Here is a 15995-nt window from a genome sequence, read left to right as displayed (position 1 = left end):
AGCGCGGATGGCCTCAGCAAACGTTCAAGCCAAGCTTCAAACCAATGCTCAGGTCTCGAGCACAACAGCTTCGCCGCTGAAACGACTGATTCAGCACCTGCGGCCTTACCGACGGCGGGTCTGGCTCGCTGCAACCTGCTCCGTGATCAACAAGGTGTTTGATCTGGCTCCACCGGTGCTAATCGGACTGGCCGTTGACGTGGTAGCGGAACAGGACACCTCCTGGCTCTCCCAACTTGGCGCCACCACGGTGGCCAGCCAGCTGATCACGCTGGCGGTGCTGTCGTTTCTGGTGTGGACAGCGGAATCGTTGTTCGAATACCTCTACGGAATCCTCTGGCGCAATCTGGCCCAGAGCGCGCAACACAGCCTGCGGCTGGAGGCCTATGACCATCTCCAGAAGCTGGAGATGGATTTCTTCGAACGGGACAGCAGTGGTCGACTGCTCACGGTGTTGAACGATGACATCAACCAGCTGGAGCGGTTCCTCGACCATGGGGCCAACGAACTGCTGCATCTGATCACCACAGTGCTGCTGGTGGGGGGTGCCATGACCGTTCTGGCTCCGAAGGTGGCCATCTTTGCCTTCCTGCCGATTCCAGTGATTCTCTGGGGATCGCTCCGCTTTCAACGTCAGCTCGCACCGCGGTACCGCGAAGTGCGCCAACGGGCCGGAGACATGGCCAGCAGACTCACCAACAATCTGGGAGGCATGCTCACGATCAAGAGTTTTGCTCGGGAATCCTGGGAACTGGAACAGCTCAGGTGCGAAAGCGAGGCCTACAGACAATCCAACCGTCAGGCGATTCGCATCTCAGCAGCATTCATTCCACTGATCCGCTTCGCCATCCTGTTTGCCTTCCTGGCAATTCTGCTGATCGGAGGACTGCAGGCCTTCAACGGTGTCATTGGGGTTGGCACCTACAGCTTTTTGGTCTTCATCACCCAGCGCCTGCTCTGGCCGCTCACCACCCTCGGCCGCACCCTGAACGAATACCAGCGCTCCATGGCCTCGACCAATCGGGTGCTCGACCTGATTGACACCCCGGTGCTGATTGCCGGAGGAGAACGGCGCCTGAATCCACAAGACATTCAGGGAGAGATTCGCTACGAGTCGGTCTGCTTCGCCTATCGAGACCGTCCGGAACTGCTGCAAAATTTCAATCTGAGCATCGCAGCGGGTCACACCATTGGCATCGTGGGCGCCACCGGCTCGGGCAAGAGCTCTCTCGTGAAATTGCTACTGAGGCTGTATCCCCTCAATCGAGGCAGGATCCTGCTGGATGGCATCGCCATTGACCAATTGCAGCTTGGCGATCTGCGCCGTGCGATTGCACTGGTGAGCCAAGACATCTACCTGTTCCACGGCAGCGTGGGGGACAACATTGCCTATGGCGCACCGGATGCGACAGCATCAGCCGTTCGCGAAGCGGCACGTCAGGCTGAAGCCCTCACATTCATCGAAGCCTTGCCGCAAGGGTTCGACACGGTGGTGGGGGAACGCGGACAGCGCCTCTCCGGTGGCCAACGTCAGCGCATCGCTCTGGCCAGAGCGATCCTCAAAGATGCACCAGTGCTGGTGCTCGACGAGGCCACAGCCGCCGTCGACAATGACACCGAGGCGGCCATTCAGCGCTCCTTGATGCACATCACGGAGAACCGCACCACACTGGTGATTGCCCATCGCCTCAGCACGGTTCGCCATGCTGATCGCATTGTTGTCATGGATCACGGAAGGATCGTCGAAGACGGCACCCATGACCAATTGCTGCATCAGGGCGGCGCCTACGCCGATCTTTGGCGCGTGCAGGCAGGGTTGCGCCGAGATGAAGCACTGACCCTTTGATGATCCAACCGTTCGCGGCGGCAGCACCGGGGCATGCGTCGCTGGCGCAGCTGATTCATCAACCCCTGGGGACGTTCGCCCTGCTCGTGGCGCTCGCCATGCTGGTGCCACCTCTCTTCCGGCGCACAGGACTTCCTGACCTAATTGGCCTGCTCCTGGCCGGGATCCTGATGGGACCCGATGTGCTGAACCTGCTGCAGCCCGATGGTGAAACGTTGCAGCTGGTGTCCGACATCGGAGCCATTTATCTGCTGTTCATCGTTGGACTGGAGATCGACCTTGAAGAATTCAACCGCGTGCGCAGCCGATCGCTGACCATCGGCATCCTCCACTTCCTGTTCGGCATGGCCACAGGCGGTCTCATCGGTTTCGTCTTTGGCTTCCCACTAGTTCCTTGCCTGCTGATCGGCACGCTGATCGCCTCCCACACACCCTTGGGCTATCCGATTGTTCGCAGTTATGGAGCCCAGCGCGATGAAGCCGTGGTGGTCAGCGTGGGGAGCACGATCCTCACGGACATCGCCTCACTGGTGGTGCTGGCCATTGCCATCGGCCTTGGCCAGCAGACATTTTCATGGGGCAATCTCTTCGGTTTGATCGCCAGCGTGGGAATCTTCGCGCTCACGATTGTCACCGTGATCCGGATCGTCGGGCGACGAATTTTCAGGCGAAGCATCAATGACGAAAGTCGCATTTTCCTGACGATTCTGTTGATTCTTTTCATTGCATCGCTGGGTGCGGAAGTGGCGGGCGTTGAAAAGATCGTGGGTGCATTTCTGGCTGGACTTGCCGTGAATTCGGTTCTTCCGGAAGGCAAGTCGAAGCAGCAAGTGATCCTGGTTGGAGCCTCTCTATTCATCCCCATCTTTTTCATCCACCTCGGGCTGCTGCTTGATCTGGACAGCCTTGGCAGCTCGATCACCCACTTCCAGATGCCGCTGCTGATGGTGCTTGGCGTGATCGCCTGCAAGGGTTTGGTCAGCCTGATTGCAGGTCGAACCTTTCACTACAACGGCAGTCAGACGGTGATGATGTGGTCCTTGGCTATGCCGCAGGTGGCGGCGACCCTGGCCACAGCCTTCATCGGATACGAAGCGGGATTGCTCGATCGAACGGTGCTCAATGCCGTGCTCGCGATGATGGTGGTGACGGCAACCCTCGGTCCTCTGCTGACGGCACGCTCCGTGCGACAGCTGGTGGAACCCACCCGTCCGCGCGACGCAACGCCCCTGAGCGACGCACCATCAGCCATCGGCGACGACACCTCGCTGACTGTGGCGCGGCGACCGTTGAACATCGTGGTGCCGATCGCCAATCCCTCGACAGAACAAGGACTGCTGGATATCGCCTCACGACTGCTCAGTGGCGGAGCCGAGACGCAAGGGCGTCTGCTGCCCTTGGCACTGGTCTGTCCGAGCCTCGAAGAAGCCAGGGGTGGTGTGAACCACGCCGTGGCATCCGCCAGGGAACGCCTCGCGCAGGCGGCAGTGATCGGTGAACAGCTCAAGGTCAGAACCCGCTGCCTGTTGCGCCTGGATGAAGACATTGCCGCAGGGATGAGCCGCAGTGCACGTGAACAGAGCGCGGACCTGTTGGTGATCGGTGCGGGGCGTCCGGACAACCTGAGGCGCTGGTTCTTCGGCGACCTGGTGGATGGTGTCTGTCGTACGGCGCACTGTCCTGTCGTCGTGGTCAATCTTGCCAACCGCAAGGTTGAGGATCTTCAAAGGATTCTCGTTCCAATCAAAGACCTGTCCGCCAGCGCCCGAGAGCAGTTCGAACTGGCGCAGCGGGTGCTGGCGAGCACCTCACCGGATGCCGGCCTGATCACCTTGCTGCACATCGTTGATCCCCGGTTCAACCGCACCGATCGGGCAAGGATCGAGCGGGAACTACGACGCTGGCAACCGACCCATGGCCAGGGCACCAGCATCCAGATCCAGCTGGAACGGGGACCGGGTGTGGAAACGATGATCGAACGCCAAAGCCTTGATCATGATCTGGTGATCCTGCGCTCGCAACGGCGTCAGGTGGCAGGACTTCCGATCCCTGCCAGTGATCGAACCAGCAACCTGGTTTCGCTGCTGAATTGCGCTTCGATGGTGATCAGCGAACCATTGACGTGACCGCAAACCAGCGCAACCAAATGCTTAAGAAAACGCAAATACTGGGCTAGCCTGAAGTGATGGATCAAGCGAAAAAAGTTCGCCCGGGAACCCTCCTTCTCTCAGCTGCTATTGGGCTGACTGGCGGTTTCCTGCTGGCCATTCCGCTGAGCCGATCCTTGACGACAGACGCTGATGCTCCGCCGCTGCTGCCGGTAAGCAATCCCTTTTCCGCCTGGTCTGTTTTTGATAACCGCGAAATTCTTGTTCTTGGTGTCGACGAGGGTGGTGGGAACACCGATGCCATTTTCACTTTGCGTGTGGAAGGGGGCCGAACCTCCATCACGCAGATCCCCCGAGACAGCTACATCAACTCCTACAGCTTTGGGCCTGTCAAAGCCAACGCTCTCTATGCCTATGGCGGCTTGGACGCCGTCAAATCCGAACTGTCGCGGTTGATGGGGCGTCCGATCAACCATCACATCCTGGTCAATCTCAACGGCATTCGCACCCTGAGCGATCTCGTCGGTGGCGTCGAAGTCGACGTCCCCAAACGTTTGTATTACCGCGACAGAAGCCAGGGGCTGCTGATTGATCTCCAGCCAGGTCCGCAGGTGCTTCAGGGTGAAGACCTGGAGGGTTTTCTGCGCTGGCGCCACGACGAGGAGGGTGATTTAGGGCGCCTGGCCCGCCAGCAACTCGTGCTGAAAAGTCTGTTTGGCTCGATGACCCGACCGGAAAACTTGGTGCGCCTGCCTGCGCTGATTCAGGCCGCGGGTCAGAACCTCGACACCGATCTGGGTGCGATGGAACTGGGTGGACTGATCACCGCGATGGGGATCACGGAACTCGAGACTGAACGCCTGCCCGCACGCCCTTTCTACGAAGACGGCATCAGTTATCTCGACACGGAATGGCCGGTGTACCAGGGTGGTCGCGACGACAGCGATTCCAGCAGTCAGCGTCAGCAGTTCCTGTATTGATCCACCGCCTCGATCCGTGAACGGGAATCTGCTGAAACAGAGCCTCAGGCTCGGGTTGAGCATCCTGATCACCTGTGCGATCGCGCAGCACTTTGATCGCATTGCCTTCGCCTGGTATCCGCTGCTCGCAGTCACCTTCGTCATCGACGACCAAGATGAGAACAGTCTGCGGGCGGCACGTGGACGGATCCTGGGAACGATCGCCGGCGGCTTGATCACCTTTCTGGTGCACACGATCATGTCCGGCTGGATCGGCATTCTCGTGAGCCTGCTGATCACCATCCCCCTGCTGCGACGCCTGGGCTGGAGCAACGGACTGTCCACCGCTGTGGTGGTCACAGTGATGTTCCTGAGCATTGATGCTTACACCAAGCTCGATTGGACCTACGTGTTCAATCGCAGCCTCGACACCCTGGTGGGCATCCTCGTGGCGCTGATCGTGGGCCGTCTGCTCTGGCCCAAAAACAGGATGTCGCGCTTGCAAGCGGTGCATGCGCAACTGCATGCCCTCCTACACGCTCGCGTGAAGGCCCACAGCCTGGCTTTGCAGGGACAAGCAGCAGCGCCCACACCCATCGAACCCGCCTTGATCACCCGGCTGGTGCTCGAGATGCAGAGCATCCTCTCGGTGGAACAAAGTCTGGGGCCGCGGCATGTCAGGCGGCTCAATCAAGGTCGCTGGCGTCAGTGCGTGAGCCTGTGGCGCTGTCAACAGGTGCGCTGGATGCTGGTGGAGCGGCTGATCGAGCGACTGCACAAAGACCACGCAGCCAATGAACTCCCGGCCTTAGGTCGCTACCTAGGGGCCCAGCCTCGAAGCCCAGACCGCTTGAGCCTCGACTCGAACGAAGCAGGACTGTCCCTGGCGCAACGCATCGCCCTCGAGGAACAGGTGACGCGATTCGGCAGGCTGCTGAACAGCCAGCAACGGCTGGATCGGGCACGGGGACTGTGATGAGATCCTCTCCGCCAACCTCTAGACCCTGGTTCGTTCGCTCCGACCTGCGTCTCGCGCTGGTGACCGGCCTCGGGGCGGCATTCGGCTTGCTGAGCAGCATTCCCTTTGGCTACTACATCGCCCTCACCACCGCCGCGGTGCTCTCCGGCAGCTATGGGAACTCTCTGCGACTGAGCATCCAGCGCTTGCTGGGATCGCTCATGGGAGTGGTGATCGTGGTCATCTTTTCCCGAGGCCTGGAGTGGCCACTCCCCCTGGGGATCGGCCTGGCCATGGCCAGCGTGCGCCTGCTTGGTGGAGCCCTGGGACTGCAGGTGGGTTACAAGGTCGCGGGCAACATCGTGGTCATGGGCTGGCTGGTGCACAGCGCTGAAGAAACCACCTGGGGATTCACTCGACTGTTCTGGACCGCGATCGGCATTCTGATTTCGCTCTGGGCGACCCGCTACGTGTGGCCCAGCGCAGCAATCCCTTCCCTGCACCGCCAGTTCGCAGCGTTCATCGACGCGATCATCCAGGACTTCAGCCTGGAGGTGGGTCGCCTGGAAGCGGATGTGCCCACACGACTGTCGATGCAGGAACGCCGAGAGCGGCGCTCCCAGCTGCTGACAAAAATCAATGCCGTGCGAGTGCTCCAGGCCACAGCGCAAGTGGAGCTCGGTGTGAATCCCGAGATGCATCCCCTGCATCGGCTCTGGGCTGAACTGGAACTGCTGCTCTCCCAGCTGATGTCGGTGCTGGATGGCCTGCGCGGCCTGCCGGCTCCGATCCAATCGCCGCCCGCGATCAAGACGCTCCACCACGAGGAAGCACAGGTGCTCAGACAACAGATCGAGCTGCTATCGCGCTTAGCCGCGCTGCTGCGACAGCTCGATCCAGGGGCACACCAATCGCTGGACCTGGTGGGCTTGAAGCCGCTGGATCACAGCCTGGCAGCCGCGGCCAGACAGATGACCACCAACCTGGAGAATCGCGTGGGCAGCGAAGCCCTCAGCACAGTGCCAACGGCGCGCATGCGGCAGATCGTTCAACGCAGCTCACTGATCCGCCATGGAGCCTCCGTGTTGCATGACTGCCTGCCCGGCATGGCCGGATCGCAGCCTGTCACTGCCAATCGCTGAAGCCCGGTTGTAGCGGCAAGATCAGCCAAACCAGAATGCAGCTTCACTTCTTGATCGGCTCACTCATCAAGGGTTCCCTCGTGATTCCCGTGATGGGCATGCTGTGCCAAGTCGTGGCCAAGGCACAAACCCAGATTGATGCGGCTCCAAGCCTGAACGAAGGCGGCAACACCCGCCAGCTGGAGCGCAGCTGGAATCAGTTGAACCAGCAGCTCGACAGTCTGGATACGCTGCTCGGTCCGGCTCCTGCGCTTGATGCCTCCGATGACCTGCGCAGTCCCGAGCTTCCTGGCCGTTTGCTTCGGGCCAATGAACCGGCCAGTGGATCACTGAGCGACGACCAAAGCCTCCCAGATGCCCCCCTGCAACTGCCGACGGCGCAGGATGCAGCCGCCGGAGGCATCCGCGCGGTCAGCCTGGAGCAGGCGATCGCCATCGCCTTCCGCAACAGCCCCAACCTGGAGATCCAACGCAAGCAGATTGCGGCGCAAGCAGCCACGGTGGCCTCGCTGTCGGGGGCTTACTGGCCCACCGTCAGTGTGTTTGCCGATACCGAAGCATTCCAGAGCGGCAGCAGCACCTATTCGCCCTACGACAACAACACCTACGGCTTCGGGCCGATGTTTGCGGCCCAAGGGCAGGGCGAGAACGTCGCACTCACCGAGAACGGCAGCAGCGTCAGCAATTCATCCGCTGGTCCCTTCTATGTGCCCGCTGGCGGCAGTCTTGATGCGGTCGCCAATGGGGTGGATGCCGAAGCAGGACTGCAACTCAGCTACGCCGTGGTCGACTTTGCCCGCACCCCACGGGTCCGAGCAGCAGAAGCAAGGCTGGAGCAGTTTCAACAGCAATACGCCAACCAGCTCAGGGCCCTGCAGCTGGAGGTGAGTGAGGCGTACTACCAGCTGCAGCGCGATGAGCAGTTGGTGCGCATCCGCGATGCCGTGGTGCGCACTGACCTGATCGTGCTGGAAGACACCCTCAATCTCAAGCAAGCCGGCCTGGTGCCACGGGTGGATCTGCTGCGCCGCAGCGCCACCCTGTCGATCGACCAGGAAATCCTGATTCAGGCCCTGGCGAACCGTGCCATCGCCAGGCGCGCGCTCTGGACCGTGATGAATCTTCCAGCCGATGTCACACCGAGCGCAGCGGATGCGATCACCCTGGCACCTGCCTGGCCCTTGAACCTCGAGCAATCACTGCTTGCGGCCTACGACAACAATCCGGAGCTGGATGCAATCCTGGCCACAAGGCGGGCTCTGGCTCTGCAACAGAATGAGACTGCAGCGCAGCTCCTGCCCCAACTGAGTCTGTTTGCCTCCGTGGGAGGCCTGGCATCCGTGGAACGACTCTTCGACCTCTCCATCAGTGGAGGCGGATGTTGCGGCTCCACCTTCCTGCCCCTGGAACAGGTCGCTGGCTACGACTGGTCGGTCGGACTGGCATTCAACTGGATGATTTTCAACGCCGGCGCGACCTCCAATGCCATCAAGGCTTTAGCCCTGCAGGAGGACGCCGCAAGCCAGGCCTATGCGGCGACACGCAATCAGATTCGTCTTCGCCTGGAGCGCGCCTTTCTCAACCATGAAGCCAGCCTCGCCAAGCTGGTCTCGGCCCGACGCGCGGTGGGAGCTGGCAAGGAAGCCTTCCGCGACAGCTCCCTGCGTTACAAAACGGGGCTGAGCAATGAAGTGGATCTTTCAGTCACGCAGACCCAACTGGTGGAAGCGCTGGTGAATCGGTTAACGGCCACCGTGGATGTGAATGTGACCTACGCCAAGCTGCTGCGTGAATTGCTGCCGATGCCGCGGGATCCTGAGCTCGCTGTGCCAACGACCATCACTCTCGAAGGATTCTCGTCTCAGGCATTAGGGCGTGACGCCCACCAGCGTTCGACGCGATAGCCGAAAATCACCAGAAACACGACGAGCCAGAACCACAGCTCCGGTGGGTTGGCATTGAGAAGAATCACCAGGAGCACCAGTTCAGCGATCAGCCAGGGCAACTCCTGACGCAACAAGGGACGAAGAGTCATGGAAGGCGCAGAGGCTTACTGAATGGTTCCGGGCTGCCGCAGGAACGGCAGATCCCAGAGTCGATCGATGCGCAGGGTGCGGAAGCCACCGGTGAGCGAGCGCAGACCGGGAATGACGTACGTGACCGGTGAACGCCACTCCACATAGGCGAAGGTGTCGATGGTGAGTCCGTCACGGATCGGGAAGACCCCGCTGCCATTGGAGAGGGTCCAGCGGTAGCCATCGTCGCTGCGACTATCGCGATCCAATTGAATCTCGGCGCGCATCACCGGACCGTCCTTGACGAGGGCTTCGGCCAACTGGCTATTGCCGACGGTGGTGGCAATGTCCTCTCGCGTCGCGGGAAGGCTGAGCACGCTGCTGACCGTTCCTTCAATCCCACCGAAACGTCCGCGCTGGTTCCACAACGGCACCACCTCCACAGGCAACCCGATCGGCAAGCGGCGGGCATCGGCGGGCGGGAAGTAGGCAACGGCCATCAGATCACCACCGGTTTTGCTCTGATCCGCATCGGGGCTGGCACTGCGGCCGAGGGTGCCGAGGCGGTCACCGGTTTTAACGGTTTGGCCCTGGATGACCTGCAGATCCAGCACGGCGCCACTGCGCTCAGCGGTGACATTGCCATCGAAGGCAATGCGAGCCTCGGTCACGGCGATTTCGCGCTTGAGATCATCGATCTGGAAGCGTCGATCCAACCGTTCGGTCTCGATCTCCAGCTTGATCTGCTGGAAGGCTGTGATCTCGTCCTTGCGCTGGATTTTGATGTCATCCAACTGAACGCTGGTGGTGGTCAGCCCCTGTTCAGCTGACACCACAGCCCTGGAGAGCGGTGCCACCACCTCGCGCTGGGCCAGCCAGCTGAGGTTCTCCACTTTGGCGTTGTAAGTGGACTGCAGGCTGGTCAGCCGCTTCTGATCGTCATCAAGCTTGGCCAGGGCAATGTCGAGCGCCGCCTGGGCGGTTTGAATCCGCAGCGCGTCGCGCGCATTCAACTCGTCGTTCTGGCGCTCCAACTGACGCAGATTGCCTTGCTGCTGATCCAGCTGCCGTTCCAGAACGGGGAGATACAAGGTCATCAGCACCTGCCCCTTGCGCACACGATCGCCCACTTTGGTATTGATCCGCAACACCTGCCCGCCCGAACGGGCATTGAGAATGCCGGCGTTATCGGGATAGATCAGGACGCCGCGGCCTTCCACCTGCGTGGGAACGGGCCAGAACAGCAGCCAGACCCCGAACAGGCCGCCAACCCCTGCCAACGCGGCACCCACCTGGTGGTGATCCGAGAGCCCGTTCCATCGGCTCTTGAGTCGCGCAACGCGGGAAGAGGTGGTCATGGCCGTCATCTTGCTGGCGATGGACAGCCATTGCCGTTCAGCGGAGGACAGTTCTGGGCAACGGTCCGGTGATTCAGATCAGCAGGGTGAAGGAATGAATCACCGATTCGAACAGGCCCTTCACCTTGGGCCAGCGCTCTTCATTGGTGCTGGTGGCCAGCGTGTAAAGGCGGCCGCGATCCACCACCACCGTGGCCAGTTCATGGCGATCACGGTCTTGCAGGTGAACAGCGAACTCAAGGTCGTAGAAGGTGTGCCCCTCGGAATCCCGCTCGCTGGCCTCGATCAGATCGGCATCGCGCCCACTGCCATCCGGTGCGATCACCTCCCGCCGGAGCCGCTCACCAACCGCCACGGCGCTGCCGAGACTCTCCAGGTCTTCGTCGGCATTGACGTCCGAAACCACCAGGCTCACCGTTTCATCACTGTTGATCAGATCGTGAAAGACCACCGCGGGGCCTCCGGTGACCGCCACACGCGTCCAACCGGTCGGATATAGGAAGGCATAACGGCCATCAGGACTCTTGAACGAGTTCAGACCGGCAGCGGCACCACCACAGGCACTGAGCGTGAGGACACAGAGCAGAACGAGTAGGGACCGGAGTGGACGTCGCAGCATGGAGCGCATGAAGAGAAGGGCCGGATGCGCGCATTCTGCCCGTCCCATCCCCTGCCTAGATTTTCGCCAACTGCCAAAGAGCTCTGAGCGGCTTCACCCGACCCCTGGCTCGGCTGATTGATCAGTTCGAGCGATTGCCGGGGATCGGTCCCCGCACCGCACAACGACTGGCCTTGCATCTGCTCAGGCAGCCGGAGGAACAGATCCGCAGCTTTGCAGACGCACTGCTGGCGGCGCGGACCCAGGTGGGTCAATGCCAGACCTGCTTTCATCTCAGCGCTGAGCCCACCTGTGAGATCTGCCGAAACCCCGAACGTTCCAATGGTCAGATCTGCGTGGTGGCCGATTCCCGCGATTTGCTGGCCCTGGAACGCACCCGGGAATTCAGTGGGCGCTATCACGTGCTGGGGGGCCTGATCTCGCCGATGGATGGCATCGGTCCGGATCTTCTCCAGATCAGCAGCCTGGTGAAACGCGTCGCCGAGGACAACGTCGAAGAAGTCATCCTGGCCCTGACCCCCAGCGTGGAAGGCGACACCACCAGCCTGTATGTCGCCCGGCTGCTAAAGCCCTTCACCCGGGTCAGCCGGATCGCCTACGGCCTGCCGGTGGGAAGCGAGCTCGAATACGCCGACGACGTCACCCTCAGCCGGGCCCTTGAAGGGCGACGGGTTGTGGAATGAGTCGGTACTCCGCCATTCCACCGAAGGAACGCCTGCCGGAATGGCTGCGCCGCCCGCTGGGAGATGCCTCCGCGGTGGAACGGGTCCAGGGCCTGGTGAAGCGCAATGGCTTGCACACCATCTGTGAGGAAGGTCGCTGCCCGAACCGGGGCGAGTGCTATGCAGCCGGCACGGCCACGTTTCTATTGGGGGGTGCGATCTGCACCCGCAGCTGCGCGTTCTGTCAGGTAGACAAAGGCCAGGCTCCAGAGCCGGTCAACACGCAGGAATCCGAGCGCGTGGCCGATGCCGTCATCGCGATGAACCTGCGCTACGTGGTGCTCACTGCCGTGGCCCGGGATGATCTCGACGACCACGGGGCCTCGTTGTTCACCTCCGCCATGGCAGCGATCCGGGAACGCAACCCGCTGATTGCCATCGAGGTGCTGACCCCCGATTTCTGGGGGGGACATGCTGATCACGGGGCAGCTGTTTCCGCCCAGCGGCAACGGTTGCAGACCGTGCTGAACGCGGAGCCGGTGTGTTTCAACCACAACCTGGAAACCGTGCAGCGTCTCCAGGGGATCGTGCGCCGCGGCGCCACCTACGAGCGCTCGCTTGCCCTGCTCGCAGCGTCACGGGCCCTGGCACCCGACATCCCGACCAAGAGCGGGCTGATGCTGGGACTTGGGGAGACGCGTGATGAAGTGATCGCAACCCTGCGCGATCTCAGAGGCGTGGACTGCCAGCGCCTGACCCTCGGCCAGTACTTGCGTCCATCGCTGGCCCATCTCCCCGTGGATCGCTACTGGCATCCCGATGAATTCGACGAGCTGGGAGCCATTGCCCGCGAGCTGGGCTTTGCAGTGGTGCGCAGCGGACCGCTGGTGCGCAGCAGTTATCACGCAGCGACCTGACGCCAGCGATCCACAGCCCGCGCCTGCACCCGCTCACAGCTGCCGACCATCAGTGCACCGGCACCGCCCCACACCATGCGCAGGGGCAGATCCCACAGCGCTGCCTGCACCTCACGGACGGGTTCGAAGCCGCGTTGTTGGAAATAACGCACTAGGCGGCGATGCTGGCGTTCGTCATCGCGGATGGCCAGCAGCCTGGCCCTGCGGCATGGCGTGACCTCCAGAGCCCAGGCCATCGTTGCGGCCCAGATCAGGTCACCACACCCCGCAGGTGCGCCGGGAAGCACGCGCATGGTGTCGAGCTGCAAACCGTTGGCACCGCTGTAAGCCCAGGCCTTCATCTCCCCGAGCAGCTGCAGGCTCTGAGGCTGAGAACGGGCCACCACCAGGCGCAGGCTCCACAACCCCAATGGGCGTCCGACCTGGAGGCGCAACAGCAGGTCCCGCTCACGCGCTTCCTTCTCCAATTGATCCAACATCAGCTTTCTGTGGCGGGGTAGGGGCACGCGGCGGTCACCGCTGTCAGCGGCAGAAGGCCGTAGAGATGGGGAAACAGTTCACCGCTGGGAATGGCATCGGCGCGCAAGGGGGCCGTGAGCGCCTTCGGGTCAATGGTGAGCAGCATCACCGCACCAGCATCGGCGTAGAACTTTTCATAGGTGGCTGCCACCTGCTCCTGCCAGGAGAGATGCATAAATCCCACCTGGTCAACGGCCAAACCTCGGGTTGAGATCTCATAGACCCCCTCTCCCTGAGCGGCATGCCAGTCCTCAGTGAGTGCCAGATGGAACAGGGGTTGATCGGCGGGAACAGCAACGGCATCCGCGGGGAAATGCGGCTGCAGCCCACCCGAATCCCAGGGATCAGCGCGCTGCATCAAACGTTCAAAGAGCGGATCCGCGAGAAAGCGCTCCAGCCACTGGCGCAGAGGTGCCAACGACTCATCGCCATCAAACGCCTCAGGGTCCGCATTCCGCCACTGACGCACAAAGGGCCAGAGTGCCGCATCCGCGAGGGAACAACGGCCATCCAGCAACCAACCACCACAAGTCTGAATCCGGTCCGACCAGCCACGGAGGATGGCCAGACCCGCCTGATCATGCTCCTGCTTGGATTCGCCGGGGTAGCGGTCGGTGTATTTGAAGCGATCGAGATGATGCTTGAACGCGCCATCGTTGCAAGCGATCAGCTCCTGAATCTGACGCTGGTCCTCAGCACAATTCTGGCGACGCCAATCGCATGGATCGGCCTGGGCCAGAGCCCACTCCATCACCGCCAGGCTTTCGTCGATGACCGTGCCATCAACGAGCACCAGCACCGGCACGGTTCCCTTGGGAGAACGCGCAAGCATCTCGGCCGGCTTGGCCTTGAGCGCCACTTCCCGCCACTGCACGATGACTCCAGCCTGCAGCAGCGCCCAGCGGGCACGCATGGCGTAGGGACATCGCCGAAAGCTGTACAGCACAGGAGCCTCTGTCATCCCCGGGCCTCATCCAACTGCCGCTGACGCATGGCAAAACGCGCACGGTCCGCGTCCGTGAATCGATCCTGGCAATGGAGGCACTGAACACCACGCAGGTAACTCTCCAGTTGCCGTTGGGCGGGTGTCAATGGCAGACCGCAGGCATGACAGAGCCGGTGCTCACCAGGCTCGAGCTGATGATTGACCGCCACACGCTGATCGAACACAAAGCATTCGCCCTGCCAGCGGCTCTGGTCCTCCGGCACCTGTTCGAGGTAACTGAGGATTCCGCCCTTGAGGTGATGGACCTCAGGGAAACCCCGTTGTTGCAAGAAACTGCTGGCCTTCTCACAGCGAATGCCACCAGTACAGAACATGGCAATGCGTGCCGGCGAGGTCTGCTCCACCAGCGGACGCAGGTCGCTTTCTACCCAATCGGGGAAGTCGCGGAAACTCTCGGTCCCTGGATCTAGAGAGCCGCTGAAGCTGCCAATCGCCACTTCGTAACTGTTGCGGGTGTCAATCACGAGGGTGTCGGGATCATCGACCAGGGCATTCCAGTCCCTGGGCTCCACATAGGTGCCAACGCTTTGCCGGGGATCCGCACAGGGTTGGCCAAGGGTGACGATCTCCCGCTTGCGACGCGCCTTGAAACGCCGAAACACCTGCTTCGGGCTGCGACTGCGCTTCACCTGCAGACGCTCGAAATGCTCCTCTCCCAGGCAGAGATCGGCATGCAATCGATCCAGTAACTCCTGCACCCCGGCATCGGGACCGCTGATGGTGCCATTCACCCCCTCCGGAGCGATCAGAATCGATCCGACCACATCCGCGTGGCGTGCCATCAGCGGCAGATCCGCCAGCAACCCCTCCAGCCGCTCCAAATCCAGAGGCGTGAAGGCGTAGAACGCAGCCACCAGAAAGGGTGCGGCCTCCCGGGAGGCCGTCATGCGGCAGCCGTCTCCTGCCAGCGCGCCTGAACACCGGCCGCCGCCAGCAGAGCGCGATCGGCCTCCACAGCGGGATTACCGGTCGTGAGCAGCGTGTCGCCGTAGAAAATGGAATCCGCACCGGCCTGCAGGCAGAGAATCTGGGCCTCGCGGTTCAACTGTTCACGGCCGGCGCTGAGACGCACACGGCTGAAGGGCATCAGGATGCGCGTCACGGCCACCATGCGGACCAGTTCCAGGGGGTCCACGGAAGGAAGCGATTCCAGCGGCGTGCCCTCCACCGCCACGAGGCCATTGATCGGCACGCTCTCGGGATGCGGGTCGATGCAAGCCAGCACCTGCAGCATCGAGGCACGATCCCTGAGTGACTCGCCCATGCCGATGATGCCCCCGCAGCACAGCGTCACACCGGCACGACGCACCCGCTGAAGCGTTTCAAGCCGCTCCTGATAGGTGCGGGTGGTGATGATCCGGTCGTAATGCTCGGGACTGGTGTCGAGGTTGTGGTTGTAAGCCGTCAAGCCCGCTTCAGCCAGGCGTTCAGCCTGGTCGTCGGTGAGCATCCCAGCAGTCACGCAGGCTTCCAGGCCCAGCTCCCGCACGCCGCGGACCATCTTCAACATCGACTCAAACGCCGGACCCTCACGGATTTCCCGCCAGGCCCAACCCATGCAGAAACGATCGGCTCCGGCATCGGCGGCAGCCCGTGCGCGATCGAGCACAGCTTTCACTTCCAGATCCGGCTGGCCGGTGACATCACTGCTGTGATGCATCGACTGCGGGCAGTAAGCGCAGTCTTCCTCGCATCCACCAGTCTTCACGCTTAGCAGAGAGGCCAGCTGGACCCGGTAACCGGGATTGGCTGCGCGATGAACCCCCTGGGCACGCCAGAGCAGGTCCATCAGGGGAAGCGTCAGGAGGTCTTCGATCTCCTCCAGGCTCCAGTCATGGCGAAGGTCCACCGTGTCCGTCATCGAACCAACCACCGCTTCTGCAGCC

The 15995-nt window shown here is 61.9% G+C and carries 15 protein-coding genes; 8 read left to right on the top strand and 7 right to left on the bottom strand.

Annotation, left to right across the window (positions count from 1 at the left end; translation table 11 throughout):
• Positions 1 to 7 precede the first annotated feature (7 nt).
• From SynNOUM97013_RS04755 to SynNOUM97013_RS04730, 6 genes are read left to right on the top strand one after another with little or no spacing between them, the layout of a single operon-like run.
• Positions 8 to 1846, top strand: coding sequence for an ABC transporter ATP-binding protein (locus SynNOUM97013_RS04755; protein WP_186480996.1), 1839 nt, complete (start codon positions 8 to 10; stop codon positions 1844 to 1846).
• Positions 1846 to 3972 carry a cation:proton antiporter gene (locus SynNOUM97013_RS04750; protein WP_186480995.1) on the top strand — a complete coding sequence of 709 codons (2127 nt, stop codon included), beginning with the start codon at positions 1846 to 1848 and terminating at the stop codon, positions 3970 to 3972. The genes SynNOUM97013_RS04755 and SynNOUM97013_RS04750 overlap by 1 nt, the downstream gene beginning before the upstream one ends.
• 59 nt (positions 3973 to 4031) lie before the next feature.
• A complete protein-coding gene (locus SynNOUM97013_RS04745) occupies positions 4032 to 4934 on the top strand; it encodes an LCP family protein (protein WP_186480994.1) in 903 nt (300 codons plus the stop codon).
• Positions 4935 to 4950: 16 nt separating this feature from the next.
• A complete protein-coding gene (locus tag SynNOUM97013_RS04740; RefSeq protein WP_186480993.1) occupies positions 4951 to 5889 on the top strand; it encodes an aromatic acid exporter family protein in 939 nt (312 codons plus the stop codon).
• Entirely contained in the window at positions 5889 to 7013 is a 1125-nt protein-coding gene (locus SynNOUM97013_RS04735) for an FUSC family protein (RefSeq protein WP_186480992.1), read from the top strand. Before SynNOUM97013_RS04740 ends, SynNOUM97013_RS04735 begins: the two co-directional genes overlap by 1 nt.
• Positions 7014 to 7063: 50 nt before the next feature.
• The gene (locus SynNOUM97013_RS04730; RefSeq protein ID WP_255442989.1) at positions 7064 to 8917 is read left to right on the top strand and encodes a TolC family protein; all 1854 of its coding nucleotides are present in this window, start codon (positions 7064 to 7066) and stop codon (positions 8915 to 8917) included.
• Here SynNOUM97013_RS04730 and SynNOUM97013_RS04725 read toward each other — a convergent pair.
• From SynNOUM97013_RS04725 to psbP, 3 genes are all read right to left on the bottom strand, one after another.
• Positions 8875 to 9048, bottom strand: a complete 174-nt coding sequence (locus SynNOUM97013_RS04725; protein WP_186480990.1) for a hypothetical protein — start codon at positions 9046 to 9048, stop codon at positions 8875 to 8877. The two genes, SynNOUM97013_RS04730 and SynNOUM97013_RS04725, sit on opposite strands and share 43 nt — an antisense overlap.
• A gap of 15 nt (positions 9049 to 9063) precedes the next feature.
• Positions 9064 to 10386, bottom strand: a complete 1323-nt coding sequence (locus SynNOUM97013_RS04720; RefSeq protein WP_186480989.1) for an NHLP bacteriocin system secretion protein — start codon at positions 10384 to 10386, stop codon at positions 9064 to 9066.
• Between the two features lie 73 nt (positions 10387 to 10459).
• Entirely contained in the window at positions 10460 to 11014 is a 555-nt protein-coding gene (psbP, locus tag SynNOUM97013_RS04715) for a photosystem II reaction center PsbP (RefSeq protein ID WP_186480988.1), read from the bottom strand.
• Between the two features lie 104 nt (positions 11015 to 11118).
• Here psbP and recR point away from each other — a divergent pair, with 104 nt between their 5' ends.
• Both recR and lipA read left to right on the top strand, forming a co-directional pair.
• On the top strand, positions 11119 to 11688 hold the full coding sequence (gene recR / locus SynNOUM97013_RS04710) for a recombination mediator RecR (protein ID WP_304623133.1): 570 nt from the start codon (positions 11119 to 11121) through the stop codon (positions 11686 to 11688).
• Positions 11685 to 12584 (top strand): lipoyl synthase, encoded by a 900-nt coding sequence (gene lipA / locus SynNOUM97013_RS04705; RefSeq protein ID WP_186480987.1) that lies wholly within the window; start codon positions 11685 to 11687, stop codon positions 12582 to 12584. The genes recR and lipA overlap by 4 nt, the downstream gene beginning before the upstream one ends.
• Here the strand turns inward: lipA and SynNOUM97013_RS04700 are convergent.
• Genes SynNOUM97013_RS04700 through bioB form a run of 4 tightly spaced genes read right to left on the bottom strand, consistent with a single transcriptional unit; the run spans position 12569 to position 15970 of the window.
• The gene (locus tag SynNOUM97013_RS04700) at positions 12569 to 13063 is read right to left on the bottom strand and encodes a hypothetical protein (RefSeq protein ID WP_186481432.1); all 495 of its coding nucleotides are present in this window, start codon (positions 13061 to 13063) and stop codon (positions 12569 to 12571) included. The two genes, lipA and SynNOUM97013_RS04700, sit on opposite strands and share 16 nt — an antisense overlap.
• Positions 13063 to 14064 (bottom strand): DUF952 domain-containing protein, encoded by a 1002-nt coding sequence (locus SynNOUM97013_RS04695; protein WP_186480986.1) that lies wholly within the window; start codon positions 14062 to 14064, stop codon positions 13063 to 13065. The genes SynNOUM97013_RS04700 and SynNOUM97013_RS04695 overlap by 1 nt, the downstream gene beginning before the upstream one ends.
• A complete protein-coding gene (locus SynNOUM97013_RS04690; RefSeq protein ID WP_186480985.1) occupies positions 14061 to 14996 on the bottom strand; it encodes a rhodanese-related sulfurtransferase in 936 nt (311 codons plus the stop codon). Before SynNOUM97013_RS04690 ends, SynNOUM97013_RS04695 begins: the two co-directional genes overlap by 4 nt.
• On the bottom strand, positions 14993 to 15970 hold the full coding sequence (bioB, locus tag SynNOUM97013_RS04685; RefSeq protein WP_186480984.1) for a biotin synthase BioB: 978 nt from the start codon (positions 15968 to 15970) through the stop codon (positions 14993 to 14995). The genes SynNOUM97013_RS04690 and bioB overlap by 4 nt, the downstream gene beginning before the upstream one ends.
• Positions 15971 to 15995 lie beyond the last annotated feature (25 nt).

The organism is Synechococcus sp. NOUM97013, assembly GCF_014279815.1.
Lineage (GTDB): Bacteria > Cyanobacteriota > Cyanobacteriia > PCC-6307 > Cyanobiaceae > Synechococcus_C.
This window is presented reverse-complemented; position numbering and strand designations above follow the sequence as displayed.